The following is a 16,143-nucleotide window of genomic DNA, read 5'->3' as shown; positions in this document are numbered from 1 at the left end:
GGAGAAGTGAAATGAACGTGCTTACAAGACTGCTGATCGCCGGCGCACTTGCCGGTGCTCTAGGAACTTCAGCGGCCGCCGAAGATACGATCAAAGTTGGAGTGGTCCAGCCACAGGCAGGCGAGTGCGCTCAATGGGGCGTTCCGATTACTCGCGGTGTTCAGCTTTGGGCCGAAGAATTCAACGCGAACGGCGGTATCGCCGACGCAACGGGCAAGAAGCATAAGATCGAGGTAACTGGCTACGACAACAATTGCTACACAGCCGGTGATGAGCTGAACGCTTTCCGCCGTGCAATTCTTGATGACAAGGTGAGCTTCATTCTCCAGACCTTTACACCTGCTTCACGCCAGGCGGTCGCCGAGATCACTACCGAAAACAAGGTTCTGACAACAAGCTATGGTGCCGGCTATCTCGGCCCGAAGTACCCGTTCCTCATCGGTTCGGTCACCGGCTCACCGGCGTCATACATGTTTCTTGTCAGCCATCTCCTGGAGAGCCGGCCGGAGATCAAGCGTGTCGCAATCGTAACGGCCGACCACTCTTTCGGCCAGGCGGCGCTTGCTTATTACAAGGCAGGCCTGGCTCCCTACCTGGATCGCGTCGAGATCGTTTACTCGCAGCCCTACGATCCGGCATCAACGTCGGATATGCTCGGCCTGGCCACGCCGGTAATGGCATCCAATCCCGACCTTATCGTCGAGCTGGGCTTCACACCTGGACAGCAGGCCCTGTTCGTCGAGGCGATGGAGCAGTTGGGCTACAAGGGTCTCTACGGCAGCGAAGGCTGGACCATGGGCCTGGTAACGGAACGTGTCCCGGCTGCAGAAGTAGCTGGCCGGATCTTCAGCGCTTATGTCGTCGATGCTTCCGAGCCGAACTTCAGCCCGCGCGTGTCGGCGTTCTATAAGACCTACGTCGAGAAGTTCGGCGAGAAGGAATGGTCGGCGCTCGCGTCGGTCGCCTACGCAGCGATGACAACCATCGAGGCGGGGATTCAGAAGTCCTCTGATCCCACCGGCGCAGGCGTGCGCGACGCGCTTTTCGCAAGCGATACCGTGGATCAGCCGCTTTTCGGACCTTCGCGCTGGGGTGGATCGGAAATCTTCGGTGCCAACAACTGGCTGATGACTCCACTCCCGGTCTACGTGACGGACGACAAGGGTGGTGTAAAGGTTACCGCCGTCGTTGATGTTGCTGCCTGGTGGAACGCTCACAAAGACGCAGCGCTGCCAGCACTCTCTGAAGGCGGTCAAGTCTCGGCAAAGTGAGGCTTATCGGCATAGGTGGCCGCGGACGTGCCGCGGCTACTCCGACCTTTCTCAGGTGATTGACCCGATGCAAATCTTACTGAATTGCCTATCGCTCACGTCCTTTTACCTTTGCTTCGCCCTCGGTCTGGCATTGGTTTTCGGCGTGATGCGAATCATTAATTTCGCCCATGGCGAATTCTTCATGATCGGCGCATACGCAACATATCTCTGTATTTCGACTCTCTCACCCCAGGTGGGTGGTCCAGTCGCATGGGCCATCGGTGCAATCGTTGCGGCGGCGGTGACCGGGCTGCTCGGCCTGGTGCTACACAAAACCATGGTCGTGCCACTCGGCGACAAGCCTTTGGCGATTTTCATATCAACGCTTGCGTTGTCGTATGTCATTCAGACGATTGTCGTTCAAATCTTTGGGCCCGTTGGTCTTTCGATCGCCCCGCCGATGCGAGGCGTCGTGAACTTCGGCGGCGCCATTCTTCCGGCATCGAGACTCGTCGTCATTGGGGTGGCCGCCGTACTAGCAGCCGGTCTGTGGGTATTCCTCATGAGGTCCGAGGCAGGCCGGCGCATTCGCGCTGTGGCTCAAAATCCGCGTGGCGCCCTCTTGCAAGGTATACGAACCGAGAAGGTGGGCCGACTTACGCTCATCCTCGGATCGTCGATTGCGGGCATATGCGGTGCGGCCATGGGTCCCATCAGCCAGATCTCTCCCTTCATGGGCGCGGGTGCGCTATGGAAGGCGTTCATCATCATCATCGTTGGTGGTATTGGCAACATCTGGGGCGCGGTTGCTGCCGCTGCTATTTTCGGTGTCCTCGATACCCTCATGTCTCAGTTCGGTGCCGGACGTTTTCTCGCTCTCACGAGCGCGGCCGTCATGCTGTTCGTCCTGAGTGTTAAGCCATCTGGCCTGTTCGGGGAGAAGGAATAATGAGTGCGTTCCGACGCGATTTAATGACCGTGTGCGCACTGGGCGCCGCGCTTGTCGTCGGCGGCTTCGTCGGCAGTAACTATATGCTTGGTGTCCTCGTGCTTTTCGGCATGACTTCCATCCTGGTTCTGTCGTATCGCACCATCACGACAATGGGAGGTTGGTCGTTCGCTCATATCGCCATCATGGGGATCGGCGGCTACTCCGTTGCAATCCTTTCGAAGCCGCCATTCGACCTGCCGGTGCTGGTGGCAACGGTCGCAGGAGGATTGTTCGCGGCGCTATTTGCAGCGCTGCTGTCCTACCCCGTGCTTCGGACCCGCCAATATTACTTCTTCCTGTCGACCTTTGCGGCGGGAGAGGCACTGCGCCAATGCTTCATTCAGTTCCGGGAAATCACTGGCGGCACATCGGGCATCGCCTTTATCGAGCGGCCTGAAATCCTGCCTAATCCGTCGTCGACGCTGGAGTTCCTATGCCTGGTAGCCGCTGTGCTGGTCTTGTTGGGCATCTTCTACGCGTCACTGGATGCCTCCGACGCCGGCTTGAAGATCAAGGCTGTCGGCGAGGACGAGGCACTATCGTCGTCGATCGGGATCGATGCCTGGGCGTTGCGCGCCTTGGCGTTCATACTTGGCTCATTCGGCGCCGGAATAGCGGGCGGTTTGTTCGCCACTTACAACGGCATCGTCTCGCCATCGGATATAAATGCGATGCTGATGTTCAAGGTCGTCGCGGCCTGTGTGATCGGTGGCACGACCCGTTTTTCCGGTCCAATTCTCGGACTGCTGTTTCTTACGCTGATCGAAGAAATCTTCAGATTTGTCCCTGAATTCGTCCCGATGATCTGGGGCGTATTTGTCATCATCGCAATACTCTTCGGACAATGGGCGCGTGGCCGCCTCATGGTCTGGAGGACTAAAAATGCTTGAGATCAATAATTTAAGCAAGATCTTCGGCAGCTTGAAAGCGGTAGATGGAGTGTCGCTCAAGCTCGGAAGGGGCGAAATCCGCGGCCTTATCGGGCCGAATGGCTCGGGCAAGTCGACGACGATGAATTTAATAAGCGGAAGCTTGAAACCTTCTGCCGGTGACGTCAGCCTGGATGGTGTTCGCGTCGAAGGGTTCCCCTCGCATCGTATTGCCAGGCTGGGCCTGGTTCGAACATTTCAGCTTACGAGGGTCTACACTTCAGGAACCCTGCTTGAAGCCGTGGCGCTCGGCGTCCGAGCTGCACAGGGGTCAGCGTGGAACCCTAAGAGATGGATACCGACCGGAGAGACCGCGAAGATCAATATTGCTGCGTTCGAGGCACTGGAGCGGATGGGGCTTGCATCACGCGCCAATGAGCCTGCTGGGAACCTTCCAGGTGGTTTGAGGCGCGTACTAAGCATCGCAACCGCGCTGGCGACCCGCCCTCGAATACTGCTCCTGGACGAACCGTTGGCAGGGCTGCATGCAACCGAAAAGGCAGAGGTCTCGACACGGGTTGAACAACTGCGAGCAGATGGAATCTCGATTTTGCTCGTTGAGCACGACATGAAATCGGTGATGCGTCTGTGTGACAGGATCACCGTTTTGAATTTTGGCCGCGTCATTGCGGAAGGAACGCCTGAGGAAATCGGACGTCATCCTGAAGTGATTAAGGCGTATCTTGGTCGGAAGAGGAATAGTGATGCTTGAGGCGAAAGATCTGGTACTTGAATATGGTGGCGTCCGCGCGCTCAATGGGATGAGCTTTACGGCCAGCACTGAGCAAGTGACCGCGGTTGTCGGCAGCAACGGCGCGGGAAAGACGACCCTGATGAATGCTATCTGCGGTCTCGTCAAACTCGCCTCCGGCGAAATCCGATTGGACGGTGCAAAGCTCAATGGGCTTGCACCAGATGACATCGTGCGCAAGGGCATCTCTCTTGTGCCAGAGGGACGTGAGCTTTTTCCGAAACTGTCGGTCCTAGAGAACCTTTTGCTCGGCGCAACCGTTCGGCCTGATCCCACAAGGCGGCGCAAGACGCTGGAGCGAATTTTCGAGCTCTTTCCGGTGCTCGCCAACCGTCAAAAACAACAAGCAGGTCGAATGAGCGGCGGTGAACAGCAGATGCTTGCTTTTGGCCGGGCACTGATGGCGCAACCGAAGATGCTGTTGCTTGACGAACCGTCCATTGGCCTCGCCCCTATGGTCGAAGAGCAGCTCATCTCGGCCATCAGCGACTATTCGCGCGAAAGCGGGATCGGTGTGCTGATCGTCGAACAGAACGCCATGCTTGCGCTTGAGTATGCACAACATGCCTACGTCGTTGAGCAGGGGCGCGTTGCACTGTCCGGACCAGCAGCAGAGATAAGGGACGATCCTGCCGTCATCGCGTCCTACCTAGGCTAGTTGTCCCGAGATGCAGGACGTGTGTCGAGGCCGCGCTGCGCGCTTATCGCGGCGCAACTAACCTCTGTTCATCCTGGCGGGTTGGCGATCAAGGCGCTCGCGTGTTGTCGGGACGCGGGCGTTAATCTGTTCGGTTAAACGCCGAGAAGGCACCTAGTGGCACTAAGGCGAAATCTGGTGGTGTTGGGCTCCTGCGACGCATCGGCCTGTTATCTACACCGCGGCCGCATAACATTTGGTTCAAAGGAACTTGTCGATGATCGACTCACCCTTATTTCAGCCCAGCGCAGACGAGATTCGCACGAGCGCAATCACGAGGTTTCGCGAATTCTGCACCTGTACCTACAAGGCTGATCTACCTGACCATGATGCGTTTCATCAATGGTCAATCGATGAACGCGGCAGTTTCTGGTCTGCCGTCTGGGATTATTGCGGCGTGATTGGACAGCCCGGGGCACGCGATCTCATCAACGGCGATGTTATGCTCCATGCTCGCTTCTTCCCCGACGCCAGCCTGAACTTCGCCGAAAACCTCCTGATCAAGAACGGTCCCCAACACGCGCTGATCTTCCGTGGTGAGGACAAGATGAGCTATCGCTGGAGCTGGGATCAGCTCCATTCCACCGTATCCAAGCTACAGCAAGCCTTCCGCGCGATGGGCATAGGCAAGGGCGACCGTATCTCGGCCATGATGCCGAACATGCCGGAGACAATCGCCTGCATGCTGGCCTCCGCCTCGATCGGTGCCATCTGGTCGTCCTGCTCGCCCGATTTCGGCGAGCAGGGCGTGCTCGACCGCTTCGGCCAGATCGAGCCGGGCCTATTCATCACCTGCGATGCCTACTGGTACAACGGCAAGCTGCAGGACGTCTCCGACAAGGTCCGGAACGTCGCGCCCAAGCTCGGCTGCCCCGTCATGGTCGTGGGTTACGCCGGCGACGCCGAAGCGCTGGGCGCATCGCTCGCCGATGGCCGCACCATGGATGCCGCGACCATCCCCTTCACCGCGAGGCCCGTGGAATACGAGCCGCTGCCGTTCGCCCACCCGCTCTATATCCTGTTCTCCTCGGGCACGACCGGAGTGCCGAAATGCATCGTTCATTCTGCCGGCGGCACGCTGCTGCAACACCTGAAGGAACACCGCTTCCATTCCGGCATCGGCGATGGTGATCGCCTCTTCTACTTCACGACCTGCGGCTGGATGATGTGGAATTGGCTGGCCTCGGGTCTGGCGAGCGGCGCCACGCTCTGCCTGTTCGACGGCTCGCCCTTCGCGCCCTCGGGCAATATCCTGTGGGACTATGCAGCCGAGGAACGCTTCGCCGTCTTCGGCACCTCGGCCAAATACATCGATGCGGTGCGCAAGGGCGGCATCGAGCCGCTCAAGACACACGATCTCTCCGAATTGCGCCTGATCACCTCCACCGGCTCGCCGCTTTCGCCGGAAGGTTTTTCATTCGTCTATGAAGGCATCAAGCCGGACGTCCAACTCGCCTCCATCTCCGGCGGCACCGACATCGTCTCCTGCTTCGTGCTCGGCAATCCGGTCAAGCCGGTCTGGAAGGGCGAGATCCAGGGGCCGGGCCTCGGCCTCGCAGTCGACATCTGGGACGATGAAGGCAAACCGGTCCATGGCGAGAAGGGCGAACTGGTCTGCACCAAAGCCTTCCCCTCCATGCCGGTGGGTTTCTGGAACGACCCTGATGGCGCCAAATACCGCGCGGCTTATTTCGAGCGCTTTGACAATATCTGGTGCCAGGGCGATTTCGCCGAATGGACCAAACACGGCGGCCTGATCATCCACGGCCGCTCGGATGCCACCCTCAATCCCGGCGGCGTGCGCATCGGTACCGCCGAGATCTACAACCAGGTCGAACAGCTCGATGAAGTCGCCGAGGCCATCTGCATCGGCCAGGACTGGGACGACGACGTCCGGGTTATCCTCTTCGTCCGTTTGGTACCGGGCCTGACGCTCGACGCCGATCTCGAAAAGAAGATCAAGACCAAGATCCGCATCGGTGCGTCACCGCGTCATGTACCGGCCAAAGTGATCCAGGTCGCCGACATTCCGCGCACCAAGTCCGGCAAGATCGTCGAGCTCGCCGTGCGCGAAGTCGTCCACGGACGGTCGGTGAAGACCAAGGAGGCGCTGGCCAACCCGGAAGCGCTGGAGCTCTATTCCGGGCTGGAAGCACTCTGCAGTGATTAATAATGGTCTGGCGCAAACATCATGGCCACTCGAATGTATTTCGGCATCACGAAGCAAGGTAACGACGGGGGTTGTAGCAGCGGAGTGGCGCCCGCCTACGAATTCCGTTTCCTTATCAGAAGCAATCTCACTTTGCAGATTGCAAAGCCTAGGCCCGCGTCTCGACCATCGGCCAGACGGTTTGACAACCAGATCTTGGAAATCCAGTCGGCGGGGCTTCCATGTCGAATCCCGTCGCATTGTCTCCGAAACCATCTCCGGCAGCACTGCCATTGCCCAGCGGACAGGCTTCCGCCGCCTGATCGATCGTTTGGAGCATGGCGATGTCCTGGTCGTCACCAAGCTTGATCGTCTCGGTCGCAACGCGATTGATGTCAGCACCACCGTCGCTCAGCTCGAGGAGATGGGCGTGAAGGTTCACAGTCTCGCACTTGGCCGCGTCGATCTGGCAAGCTCAGCCGGTAAGATGACGATGAACGTCCTCAACGCTGTCGCCCAGTTCGAGCGGGATCTTCTCGTCGAACGCACCCAGACCGGCCTCGATCGCGCCAAGGCTGAAGAAAAGACACTCGGGCCGCCCCGTCCGCCTCAATGCAAAAAAACGCGCCGCAGTATTCGACGGACTTGCCAACGGAAAAGGCGTGTCAGCCCTTTGCCCGGGAATCCAAACTAGCAGGCAAGATCATGCGGGTCAGGGACCTGTGCTTGTCGTTTCGCCCTCCCGCAAACGACCCCAGGATCCGGAACTGCTGCTCGAAGTTTGGGAGCAGTTCAGAACGACGATCGTCTTCGTTACGCATGATATCGACGAAGCCTTGCTGCTTTCGGATCGAATCATTGTCATGCAGGCACAGCCAGGTCGCATCCACGAAGAAATCACTGTGGCCTTCGAGAGGCCGAGGACCAGGGACATCATCGCGTCCCGCGAGTTCTTGCGTTTGAAGCAACGTTTCCTACAGCTGCTTCGTAGCGACAGGCGGGGGAATACCCTGACGAGGCTTTCGCCGCTTGGTTGATTGGAGCTGTGCTTCGCCGATTTCCCTACCCTTCTCGGCTAAATTTCCAACTGCAAGCGCGCCGCCGCTGATCCGGCGTGCGTTTGGCGCCGCATCCCGCTCCTAAACCGTCAACCCCTTTGCCATGCGGCTAACAGCGCCGTTTTTCCCACTGCGTGAAAACATCAGAACAAAGTACCTTATCTCTACAGACTTTATAGAATATAGTTTGGCCTGGTTTGGTGCTGGCCTAGCGCGCATGCAAAGTGTGGGAGATTGATGACTTGGCACGGCTATCGGTTCTCGGAATATCGGGCGGCGTAAGCACGCCTTCCCGCACTACGGCGGTGGTGAATGCGCTGGTCAAGGCGGTCGCGTTGCGTGTGCCTGCAGACACCGGTCTGATCGAGATCACGGAGGCAGCGCCGTCGCTATTCGCCGGGCTATCGCGCGGCGCACTTGGCGCATCCGGCGAAGCGATCATCCAACGCGTCGAGAAGGCCGATTTGCTCGTGGTCGGAACGCCTGTTTATAGGGCTTCCTACACCGGTGCCCTCAAACACCTGTTCGATCTCGTCGATTATCGTGCGCTGACGGGCAAGACCGTGCTTCTCGCGGCGACCGGCGGCAGCCCATATCATGGCCTGGTGCTCGAACATCAGCTCCGGCCATTGTTCGGCTTTTTCGGTGCCGTCACCGTCCCGACCGGCGTCTACGGCGCGCCCGACGATTTCATCGATGCCGAAATCGTCGGCGCCGCGATCACCGAGCGCATTTCACGCGCCGCTGCCGAAGCAGTTTCACTGCTCAATTCCCGTCATGCAAACGCTGCCGTCGCCACGCGCGTCGGCTGAGCCAATCAAAGGGGGAACGACGACATGGCCTCGCACTCCGACAACCTCAAATTCGCCTACTGGGTTCCGAATGTCTCCGGCGGCCTGGTCATCTCCAACATCGAGCAGCGCACGGGTTGGGATATCGATTACAACCGCAAGCTCGCCCAGATCGCCGAGGCCAATGGCTTCGATTACGCGCTGAGCCAGATACGCTTCACCGCCGGCTACGGCGCCGACAACCAGCACGAATCGGTGTCGTTCAGCCATGCCCTGCTTGCCGCCACCACAACGCTGAAGGTCATCGCAGCGATCCTGCCCGGCCCGTGGAACCCTGCGCTGGCGGCCAAGCAGATCGCTACCATCAACCACCTGACCAATGGCCGCGTCGCCGTCAATGTCGTCAGCGGCTGGTTCCGTGGCGAGTTCGCCGCCATTGGCGAACTCTGGCTCGACCATGACGAGCGCTATCGCCGGTCGGAAGAATTTATCCGGGCGCTGCGTGGCATCTGGACGGAGGACAGTTTCACGCTGAAGGGCGATTTCTACCGCTTCACCAACTATTCGATGAAGCCCAAGCCGATCAAGCCCTTGCCCGAGATCTTCCAGGGCGGCTCGTCGCGCGCCGCTCGCGACATGGCGTCTCGTGTCTCCGATTGGTATTTTACCAATGGCAACACGCCGGAAGAGATCAAGAAACAGGTCGACGACATCCGCGCCAAGGCGAAGGCCAATGGTCACAAGGTCAAGATCGGCGTCAACGCTTTCGCCATCGCCCGAGACAGCGAGCAGGAAGCACGCGCAGTGCTCGACGAGATCATCGCCAAGGCCAATCCCGAGGCAGTCCAGGGTTTCGCCGACCAGGTCAAGAATGCCGGCAAGGCCTCGCCGGAAGGCGAAGGCAACTGGGCGAAATCCTCTTTCGAGGATCTGGTGCAGTACAATGACGGCTTCCGCAGCAATCTCATCGGCACGCCCGAACAGATCGCCGAACGCATCCTCAAGCTCAAGGACGCCGGCGCCGACCTGATCTTGCTCGGCTTCCTGCATTTCCAGGAAGAGGTCGAGTTCTTCGGCAAGCGCGTCATTCCACTGGTGCGCGAACTGGAAGAGGCTCGCGACAGGGAACTAGTCGCCGCGGAATAGGTCAGGCGCGGCCCTCGGGCCGCTGCCAGCTCTCCTTCAAATCAGGGACGTTTCATGATTGGTGCTTCGCTGGGAGCCGCCGCATACGAGCGCGCGCCCGAAATTTCCGCCATCCTCGCGGTGACTAACCTCGTCGGCGACAGGCGTCAGGCATGCCTCTCGTTACGGCCGGATACGGTTCTCGGACTGATCGGGATCGGCATTTCCTTTGGCGGCGTTAAGGCGCTGAGCGACATTGATCTCGAGGTCAAAGGCGGTGAGATCCGCGCGGTGATCGGCCCCAACGGCGCCGGCAAATCCTCGCTGATCAACATCATCAGCGGCCTCTATCACGCCGACCGCGGCAGGATCGCGATCGACGGCCAGTCCTTCTCACAGGTGCCGGCGAGTCGCCTGGCGCGACTGGGCGTTGCACGCACCTTCCAGAACCTGGCGCTGTTCGGCGGGCTTTCGGTGCGCGACAACGTCGCGTCCGGCCGCGTCTACACCAGGCGCGCCAGTTTTGTTGAACAAATTGCCAATCTGCCACGCGCCCGGCGTGAAGATGCGGGAATCGCCGAAAAGGTCGACCAGACAATCGCTTTCCTGCATCTTGAGGCCGTCGCCGACCGCCTGGTCGCCACCTTGCCCTACGGCCTGCAGAAGCGGGTCGAACTGGCCCGCGCCCTGGTCGCCGAGCCGAAGATCCTGCTGCTCGACGAGCCGATGGCCGGCATGACGGCGACCGAGAAAGCCGAGATGGTTGGGTTTGTGCGCGCCGCGCGCGACCGACACGGCGTCACCATCATCCTGATCGAGCACGATATCGGCGTGGTCATGGGGCTTTCCGACCGGGTCGCCGTGCTCGACTACGGCCGCAAGATCGCAGACGGGACGCCAGCCGAGGTCAGGGCCGATCCGGCAGTGATCCGGGCCTATATCGGCGCCGCCGAGGGCGAGGACATCTGATGAGCTACTATGATTTCCTCTTCGTCATCGAAGTGCTAGCCGGCGGCCTGCTCTCTGGCGTCATGTATTCGCTTGTCGCCATCGGTTTCGTGCTGATCTACAAGACGTCGGGCGTGCTGAACTTCGCGCAAGGGTCGATGGTGCTGTTCGCAGCGCTCACCTTTGTCAGCCTCGTCGAACGCGGCATCCCCTTTTCGCTTTCGCTGCTCATCACCTTCACGGTCATGGTCGCGCTGGGCTTCATCATCGAGCGGACTGTGCTCAGGCCGCTGGTCAATCGCTCGCCGATGACGCTGTTCATGGCCACACTCGGGCTGTCCTACATCATTGAGGGCGCTGCCCAGTTGATGTGGGGCGCGCAGGTGCACGGGCTCGATCTCGGCATAGACGACACGCCCTTCGAGGTCGGCGGCATCCTGATCTCGTCGTTCGACCTTCTCGCCGCAGGCATTGCCGCGGCGATCGTGGCGGGCTTGAGCGCATTTTTCTCCTGGACCCGGATCGGGCTGGCGTTTCGCGCCGTCGCCGACGACCAGTTCGCGGCGCTCGCCGTCGGGCTGCGGCTGCCCCGGATATGGGGAACGGTGTGGACGGCCGCAGGGTTCGTGGCCCTCGTCGCGGGGCTGCTGTGGGGTGCGCGTCTCGGTGTCCAGTTCTCTTTATCGCTGATCGTGCTGAAGGCGCTGCCGGTGCTGGTGCTCGGCGGCTTCGATTCCATTCTCGGCGCCATCGTCGGCGGCCTCATCATCGGCGCCAGCGAAAAACTGGCCGAGGTCTATCTCGGTGCCTTCGTCGGCGGCGGCATCGAAGGCTGGTTCGCGTATGCGCTGGCGCTGGTCGTCCTGCTGGTGCGCCCCTCCGGCCTGTTTGGCCAGAAAACCGTCGAAAGGGTCTGACCGATGGCCGTGCGAGCGCTCGATGCCGCAAGACTTCCAATCGACTGGCAGAAGTTGGCTCTGCCGGCCGCCTTGATTGCCGTGGCCTACGGCCTAATCCCCGCCTACGCGTCGAGCTATCTGGTCGAGGCAATCCTGCTGCCGTTCCTGGCGCTCAGCCTGGCAGCGGTCGGCCTCAACCTCTTGACCGGCTACTGTGGCCAGCTTTCGCTTGGCTCCTCGGCCTTCATGGCTGTCGGCGCTTTCGCCGCCTATAATTTCAACCTGCGGGTCGACGGGCTGCCGCTGGCGGCGACCGTGATCCTGGCCGGGATTTCGGCCGCCGGCATCGGCGTCGTGTTCGGCCTGCCGAGCCTGCGGCTGCGCGGCTTCTATCTCGCCGTGTCGACGCTCGCCGCCCAGTTCTTCGTGCAATGGGCGTTGACCAAGTTCGGCTGGTTCTCCAACGACAATCCGTCCGGGGTTATTTCCGCGCCGCGCCTTACCGTCGCGGGATTTTCGCTCGATGGCGCGACCGGCCGCTACCTGCTTTCGGTCACCACGGTCATTGTGCTCACCGCTCTTGTCTGGCGGCTGGTCAACAGCGCCAACGGCCGCAACTTCATTGCCGTGCGCGATAACGAAACGGCGGCGCGCGTCATCGGCGTGCCGGTGCTGCGAACCAAGCTGCTGGCCTTCGCCATCTCGTCCTTCATCATCGGTATCGCCGGTGTGCTGTGGGCCTTCACCTATCTGCGCACCGTAGAGCCGGCCGGCTTCAACCTCGATCGCTCGTTCCAGATCCTGTTCATCATCATCATCGGCGGGCTGGCTTCGATGCGCGGTGCGTTTCTGGGCGCGGCCTTCATCGTCGTCTTCCCGCTTCTTCTGTCCCGGATCGGCGCCTTCGCGTTTGGCGGCCTGTTCGATTCGGGCGTGCTCGACATGAGCCAGCGCATCGTGCTCGGCGCACTCATCATCGCCTTCCTCATCGCGGAACCGAACGGGCTGTCGGCCCTCTTCGACCGCCTGAAACGACGGATCGGCTCAAGGTCCAGCTGAGTGCCGCTCGACATCCTCTCACGGACCCACACCTCAGGAGACGCAACTCATGACCTTCTTCAGTCACCTAAGAAAAGCGGCAATCGCCACGGCCTTCGTGCTCGGCGCGACGGCTGTCCACGCCGACGAACAGTATTTTCCCCTGCAGAGCTACCGCGTCGGCCCCTATGCCGCCGGCGGCACCGGCTTCTTCGGCGGCTTCATCGACTATCTCAATCTGGTCAACATCCGCGACGGTGGCGTCAACGGCGTCAAGCTGACCTGGAGCGAAGGCGAGACCCAGTATGAGGTCGAGAAGGGCGTCGAGGTCTACGAACGGCTGAAGAGCAATCCGGGTATTGCCGCCTGGAACCCGCTTTCGGTCGGCATCGCCTATGCCATGATCGACCGCATCACTGACGACAAGGTGCCGCTGATAACCATCAACCACGGCCGCACCGACACCACGGACGGGCGCGTGTTCCCTTACGTCTTCCCGCTGCTGCTCAATCCCTACAGCGAGACTTCCGGAATCGTGAACTACATCGCCTCCAGGGAAGGCAGCCTGGACAAGCTCAAGGGCAAGAAGATCGTGGTGCTCTATCACGGCTCGCCCTATGGCAAGGAGACGATCCCGATCTACGAGCTTCTGGCGCAGAAATACGGCTTCGAACTGTCGCAGATCGAGGTTCCGCATCCGGGCAACGAGCAGCAGGCACAATGGCTGACGATCCGTCGCGAGCGTCCCGACTATGTGGTGCTGCGCGGCTGGGGCGTGATGAACCCCGTAGCGTTGAAGACTGCGCAGAAGACTGGGTTCCCAGCCGATCACATTGTCGGCAATGTCTGGTCGAACTCGGAAGAGGACGTCATCCCCGCGGGCGATGCCGCCAAGGGCTATACGGCCATCACCACCCAGGCCTCGGGCGAGCAGTATCCGGTGGTCCAGGAGATCGTGGAAACGGTCTACGGCGCCGGCAGGGGCAATCTCGAGGACAAGAGCCGCATCGGCTCGGTCTACCACAATCTCGGCATCGTCAATGGCATCCTCAATGTCGAGGCGGTCCGCATCGCACAGGCCAAGTTCGGCAACCGCACGCTGACCGGCGACGAAGTGCGCTGGGGCTTCGAGCATCTCAAGCTCGATCCGGTGCGCGTCGAGGCGCTCGGCGCCAAGGATCTGTTCCACTCGATCAATGTCTCCTGGGACAATCATGAGGGTGACGGCTACGTGACCTTCCAGCAGTGGGACGGCAAGAAGTGGAACGTCGTGTCCGACTGGATCGCGCCCGACTGGAAGCTGCTGCGCCCGATCATCGAGAAGTCGTCCGAGGCTAATGCCAGCGAGAAGGGCATCAAGATCCGCACGGCCGAGGACGCCGACGCAGTGGTCAGCAACTGAGTTTGCCATGGCGCGGCCGACAATCTGGCCGGCCGCGTCATCCAGCTTCCCAGCGGAGTCATCGATGTCCAGCCCGGAAAACCCGATCCTGTCAGTTAGCAGCGTGGAAGCCGTCTACAACGGCGCCATCGCGGCCCTGCACGGCGTCGACCTGTCGGTCGGCAAAGGCGAGATCGTCGCCTTGCTCGGCTCCAACGGCGCCGGCAAGACCACACTGCTGCGCGCCGTATCCAATCTCCTCCCGGCTGAGCGCGGCGCCATTACCGCCGGTCGGATCACCTTCGATGGCGAGGATGTTTCAAGGACAAGTCCCTCGCAACTCGTCCGCAGCGGCCTGGTCCAGGTCCTCGAGGGCCGGCATTGCTTCCGCTCGCTGACGGTCGAAGAGAACATCTTCACCGGCGCGCTCGGACGCTCGTCCTCTCGCACGGGCGTCAAGGCCGACCTCGACCGCGTCTATTCACTTTTCCCAAGGCTCGCCGAGAAGCGGCGAACCCGGTCCGGCCTCACTTCCGGGGGCGAGCAGCAGATGACGGCGATCGGCCGGGGTCTGATGTCGCGGCCGAAGCTCTTTGTTCTGGACGAGCCGTCGATGGGGCTCGCGCCGCTGATCGTCGACGAGATCTTCAGCGCCCTGAAACGGCTAAACCGCGACGAAGGCCTTTCGATCCTGGTTGCCGAACAGAATTCGGCGGTCGCGCTGAAATACGCCGACCGCGCCACCGTGCTCGAGAACGGCGTCAGCGTCCTCGAAGGATCGGCTGCCGACCTGCGCCAGCGCACTGACATCAAGACCTACTATCTCGGCGGCTCGCCGCTTCCATCCGACCATTTCCCCAAGGAGACCGCAGCATGACCATCCAATCGAAACAGCCGTCCGATATCCGCGGCGCCGTGCCACCGGTCGAGCGTCCGTCAGCCAAGGCGCATGTTATCAGGACCGACGCCGAGGCGATCGCTGTCGCCGAAAAACTGGCCGCGGAATTCGCCAAGGATGCCTCCAAACGGGACCGAGAACGCCTCTGGCCGAAGCGAGAGCTCGATGCGTTTTCGCAGAGCGGCCTGTGGTCGATCAACGTGCCGAAAGCCTATGGCGGGCCGGAGTTCTCCTATGTGACGCTGTCGAAAGTGATCACCATCATCTCGGCGGCCGATCCGTCGCTGGGCCAGATTCCGCAGAACCATCTCGGCGTCGTCGCCGCCATCCGCACCGTCTCCGACGAGGCCCAGAAGAAGCTGCTTTTCGCCGAGGTGTTGTCCGGCACGCGCTTCGGCAACGCGTTCTCCGAATTCGGCTCCAAGCGGGCGGCCGACTTCGAAACCAAGTTCGTCGACGCCGGTGACCATGTCGTCGTCAACGGCCAGAAATTCTATTCGAGCGGCGCGCTACTCGCGCACCTGGTCCCGATCGTGGCGCTCGATGACGAGGGCCGCGCCTGGTATGCCATCGCCGATCGCGGCGCGCCCGGACTGACGGTCATCGACGACTGGTCGAGCTTCGGCCAGAAGACGACGTTGTCCGGCACGGTCTTGCTCGACAATGTCAAGGTGCCGAAGACGCATCTGGTTCCCGGCTATAAGGGCTACGACCGGCCGACGGCCGACGGAGCCATCTTCCAGATCATCCAGGCCGCCGTCGATCTCGGCATCGCCAAGACGGCAATCGACGAGACGGTCGATTTCGTGCGTACCAAGTCGCGCGCCTGGATAGACAGCGGCGTCGATCATGCCTGGCAGGATCCTTATACGATCCAGGCGATCGGCGACCTTCGTCTGCGCGCCAATGCGGCAGAGGCAGTTCTGGAAAAGGCCGGGCTTGCCGTCGATCGCGCTGTCGCCGACCCGAATGAGAAGACCGTCGCTGAAGCGCAGATCGCTGTGGCGGAATCCAAGATCCTCACCACCGAGATCGCCATCAATGCCACCAACAAGCTGTTCGAGCTCGCCGGCACGCGCTCGACGCTGGCCGAGCACAATCTCGACCGGCATTGGCGCAACGCCCGCACCCACACGCTGCACGATCCGGTGCGCTGGAAATACGCGATCCTCGGCAACTACTACCTCAACGACGTCAATCCGCCGCTCCATGCCTGGAACTGAGCAAGGCGCGCC

15 protein-coding genes are annotated in these 16,143 nt (G+C 60.9%); all 15 read left to right on the top strand.

Translation table 11 applies throughout. The annotated features are described in order from the left end of the window. The first annotated feature begins 11 nt into the window (after positions 1-11). The 15 genes from AC0L2C_RS14845 to AC0L2C_RS14775 all read left to right on the top strand — a co-directional run bounded on the left by AC0L2C_RS14845 (position 12) and on the right by AC0L2C_RS14775 (position 16,131). Positions 12-1,271, top strand: a complete 1,260-nt coding sequence (locus AC0L2C_RS14845; protein ID WP_473523688.1) for an ABC transporter substrate-binding protein — start codon at positions 12-14, stop codon at positions 1,269-1,271. A gap of 67 nt (positions 1,272-1,338) precedes the next feature. After that, a complete protein-coding gene (locus AC0L2C_RS14840) occupies positions 1,339-2,202 on the top strand; it encodes a branched-chain amino acid ABC transporter permease (RefSeq protein WP_473523687.1) in 864 nt (287 codons plus the stop codon). After that, a complete protein-coding gene (locus AC0L2C_RS14835) occupies positions 2,202-3,134 on the top strand; it encodes a branched-chain amino acid ABC transporter permease (RefSeq protein ID WP_473523686.1) in 933 nt (310 codons plus the stop codon). Before AC0L2C_RS14840 ends, AC0L2C_RS14835 begins: the two co-directional genes overlap by 1 nt. Then, complete coding sequence (locus AC0L2C_RS14830; RefSeq protein WP_473523685.1) at positions 3,127-3,885, top strand: ABC transporter ATP-binding protein; 759 nt, start codon at positions 3,127-3,129, stop codon at positions 3,883-3,885. The genes AC0L2C_RS14835 and AC0L2C_RS14830 overlap by 8 nt, the downstream gene beginning before the upstream one ends. After that, positions 3,878-4,582 carry an ABC transporter ATP-binding protein gene (locus AC0L2C_RS14825; RefSeq protein ID WP_127208196.1) on the top strand — a complete coding sequence of 235 codons (705 nt, stop codon included), beginning with the start codon at positions 3,878-3,880 and terminating at the stop codon, positions 4,580-4,582. The genes AC0L2C_RS14830 and AC0L2C_RS14825 overlap by 8 nt, the downstream gene beginning before the upstream one ends. A 256-nt stretch (positions 4,583-4,838) precedes the next feature. Then, entirely contained in the window at positions 4,839-6,791 is a 1,953-nt protein-coding gene (locus tag AC0L2C_RS14820; RefSeq protein WP_473523684.1) for an acetoacetate--CoA ligase, read from the top strand. Continuing rightward, positions 6,784-7,464: a recombinase family protein gene (locus AC0L2C_RS14815; protein ID WP_473523683.1), complete on the top strand. Its 681-nt coding sequence runs from the start codon at positions 6,784-6,786 to the stop codon at positions 7,462-7,464. The genes AC0L2C_RS14820 and AC0L2C_RS14815 overlap by 8 nt, the downstream gene beginning before the upstream one ends. Positions 7,465-8,070: 606 nt before the next feature. Next, positions 8,071-8,640, top strand: coding sequence for an FMN reductase (gene msuE, locus AC0L2C_RS14810; RefSeq protein WP_473518940.1), 570 nt, complete (start codon positions 8,071-8,073; stop codon positions 8,638-8,640). A 24-nt stretch (positions 8,641-8,664) separates the two neighbouring features. Further along, positions 8,665-9,765: a dimethylsulfone monooxygenase SfnG gene (gene sfnG / locus AC0L2C_RS14805; protein ID WP_473523682.1), complete on the top strand. Its 1,101-nt coding sequence runs from the start codon at positions 8,665-8,667 to the stop codon at positions 9,763-9,765. 54 nt (positions 9,766-9,819) lie between these two features. Continuing rightward, positions 9,820-10,713: an ABC transporter ATP-binding protein gene (locus tag AC0L2C_RS14800; RefSeq protein WP_473523681.1), complete on the top strand. Its 894-nt coding sequence runs from the start codon at positions 9,820-9,822 to the stop codon at positions 10,711-10,713. Beyond that, positions 10,713-11,609, top strand: coding sequence for a branched-chain amino acid ABC transporter permease (locus tag AC0L2C_RS14795; RefSeq protein WP_473523680.1), 897 nt, complete (start codon positions 10,713-10,715; stop codon positions 11,607-11,609). Before AC0L2C_RS14800 ends, AC0L2C_RS14795 begins: the two co-directional genes overlap by 1 nt. A gap of 3 nt (positions 11,610-11,612) precedes the next feature. After that, the gene (locus tag AC0L2C_RS14790) at positions 11,613-12,650 is read left to right on the top strand and encodes a branched-chain amino acid ABC transporter permease (protein ID WP_473523679.1); all 1,038 of its coding nucleotides are present in this window, start codon (positions 11,613-11,615) and stop codon (positions 12,648-12,650) included. Between the two features lie 49 nt (positions 12,651-12,699). Continuing rightward, a complete protein-coding gene (locus AC0L2C_RS14785) occupies positions 12,700-14,031 on the top strand; it encodes an ABC transporter substrate-binding protein (protein ID WP_473523678.1) in 1,332 nt (443 codons plus the stop codon). Between the two features lie 64 nt (positions 14,032-14,095). Beyond that, on the top strand, positions 14,096-14,887 hold the full coding sequence (locus AC0L2C_RS14780) for an ABC transporter ATP-binding protein (RefSeq protein ID WP_473523677.1): 792 nt from the start codon (positions 14,096-14,098) through the stop codon (positions 14,885-14,887). After that, entirely contained in the window at positions 14,884-16,131 is a 1,248-nt protein-coding gene (locus AC0L2C_RS14775) for an SfnB family sulfur acquisition oxidoreductase (protein WP_473523676.1), read from the top strand. Before AC0L2C_RS14780 ends, AC0L2C_RS14775 begins: the two co-directional genes overlap by 4 nt. The last annotated feature ends 12 nt before the right edge of the window (positions 16,132-16,143 follow it).

The organism is Mesorhizobium sp. WSM4845 (genome assembly GCF_055811455.1).
Note: the sequence above shows the minus strand (reverse complement) of the source record. Positions and strands in the feature narration are given on the sequence as shown.

Coding starts and splice junctions, on each gene's coding strand:
- AC0L2C_RS14845 (WP_473523688.1), top strand. CDS start 12: ATGAACGTGCTTACAAGACTGCTGATCGCCGGCGCACTTGCCGGTGCT.
- AC0L2C_RS14840 (WP_473523687.1), top strand. CDS start 1,339: ATGCAAATCTTACTGAATTGCCTATCGCTCACGTCCTTTTACCTTTGC.
- AC0L2C_RS14835 (WP_473523686.1), top strand. CDS start 2,202: ATGAGTGCGTTCCGACGCGATTTAATGACCGTGTGCGCACTGGGCGCC.
- AC0L2C_RS14830 (WP_473523685.1), top strand. CDS start 3,127: ATGCTTGAGATCAATAATTTAAGCAAGATCTTCGGCAGCTTGAAAGCG.
- AC0L2C_RS14825 (WP_127208196.1), top strand. CDS start 3,878: ATGCTTGAGGCGAAAGATCTGGTACTTGAATATGGTGGCGTCCGCGCG.
- AC0L2C_RS14820 (WP_473523684.1), top strand. CDS start 4,839: ATGATCGACTCACCCTTATTTCAGCCCAGCGCAGACGAGATTCGCACG.
- sfnG (WP_473523682.1), top strand. CDS start 8,665: ATGGCCTCGCACTCCGACAACCTCAAATTCGCCTACTGGGTTCCGAAT.
- AC0L2C_RS14800 (WP_473523681.1), top strand. CDS start 9,820: ATGATTGGTGCTTCGCTGGGAGCCGCCGCATACGAGCGCGCGCCCGAA.
- AC0L2C_RS14795 (WP_473523680.1), top strand. CDS start 10,713: ATGAGCTACTATGATTTCCTCTTCGTCATCGAAGTGCTAGCCGGCGGC.
- AC0L2C_RS14790 (WP_473523679.1), top strand. CDS start 11,613: ATGGCCGTGCGAGCGCTCGATGCCGCAAGACTTCCAATCGACTGGCAG.
- AC0L2C_RS14785 (WP_473523678.1), top strand. CDS start 12,700: ATGACCTTCTTCAGTCACCTAAGAAAAGCGGCAATCGCCACGGCCTTC.
- AC0L2C_RS14780 (WP_473523677.1), top strand. CDS start 14,096: ATGTCCAGCCCGGAAAACCCGATCCTGTCAGTTAGCAGCGTGGAAGCC.
- AC0L2C_RS14775 (WP_473523676.1), top strand. CDS start 14,884: ATGACCATCCAATCGAAACAGCCGTCCGATATCCGCGGCGCCGTGCCA.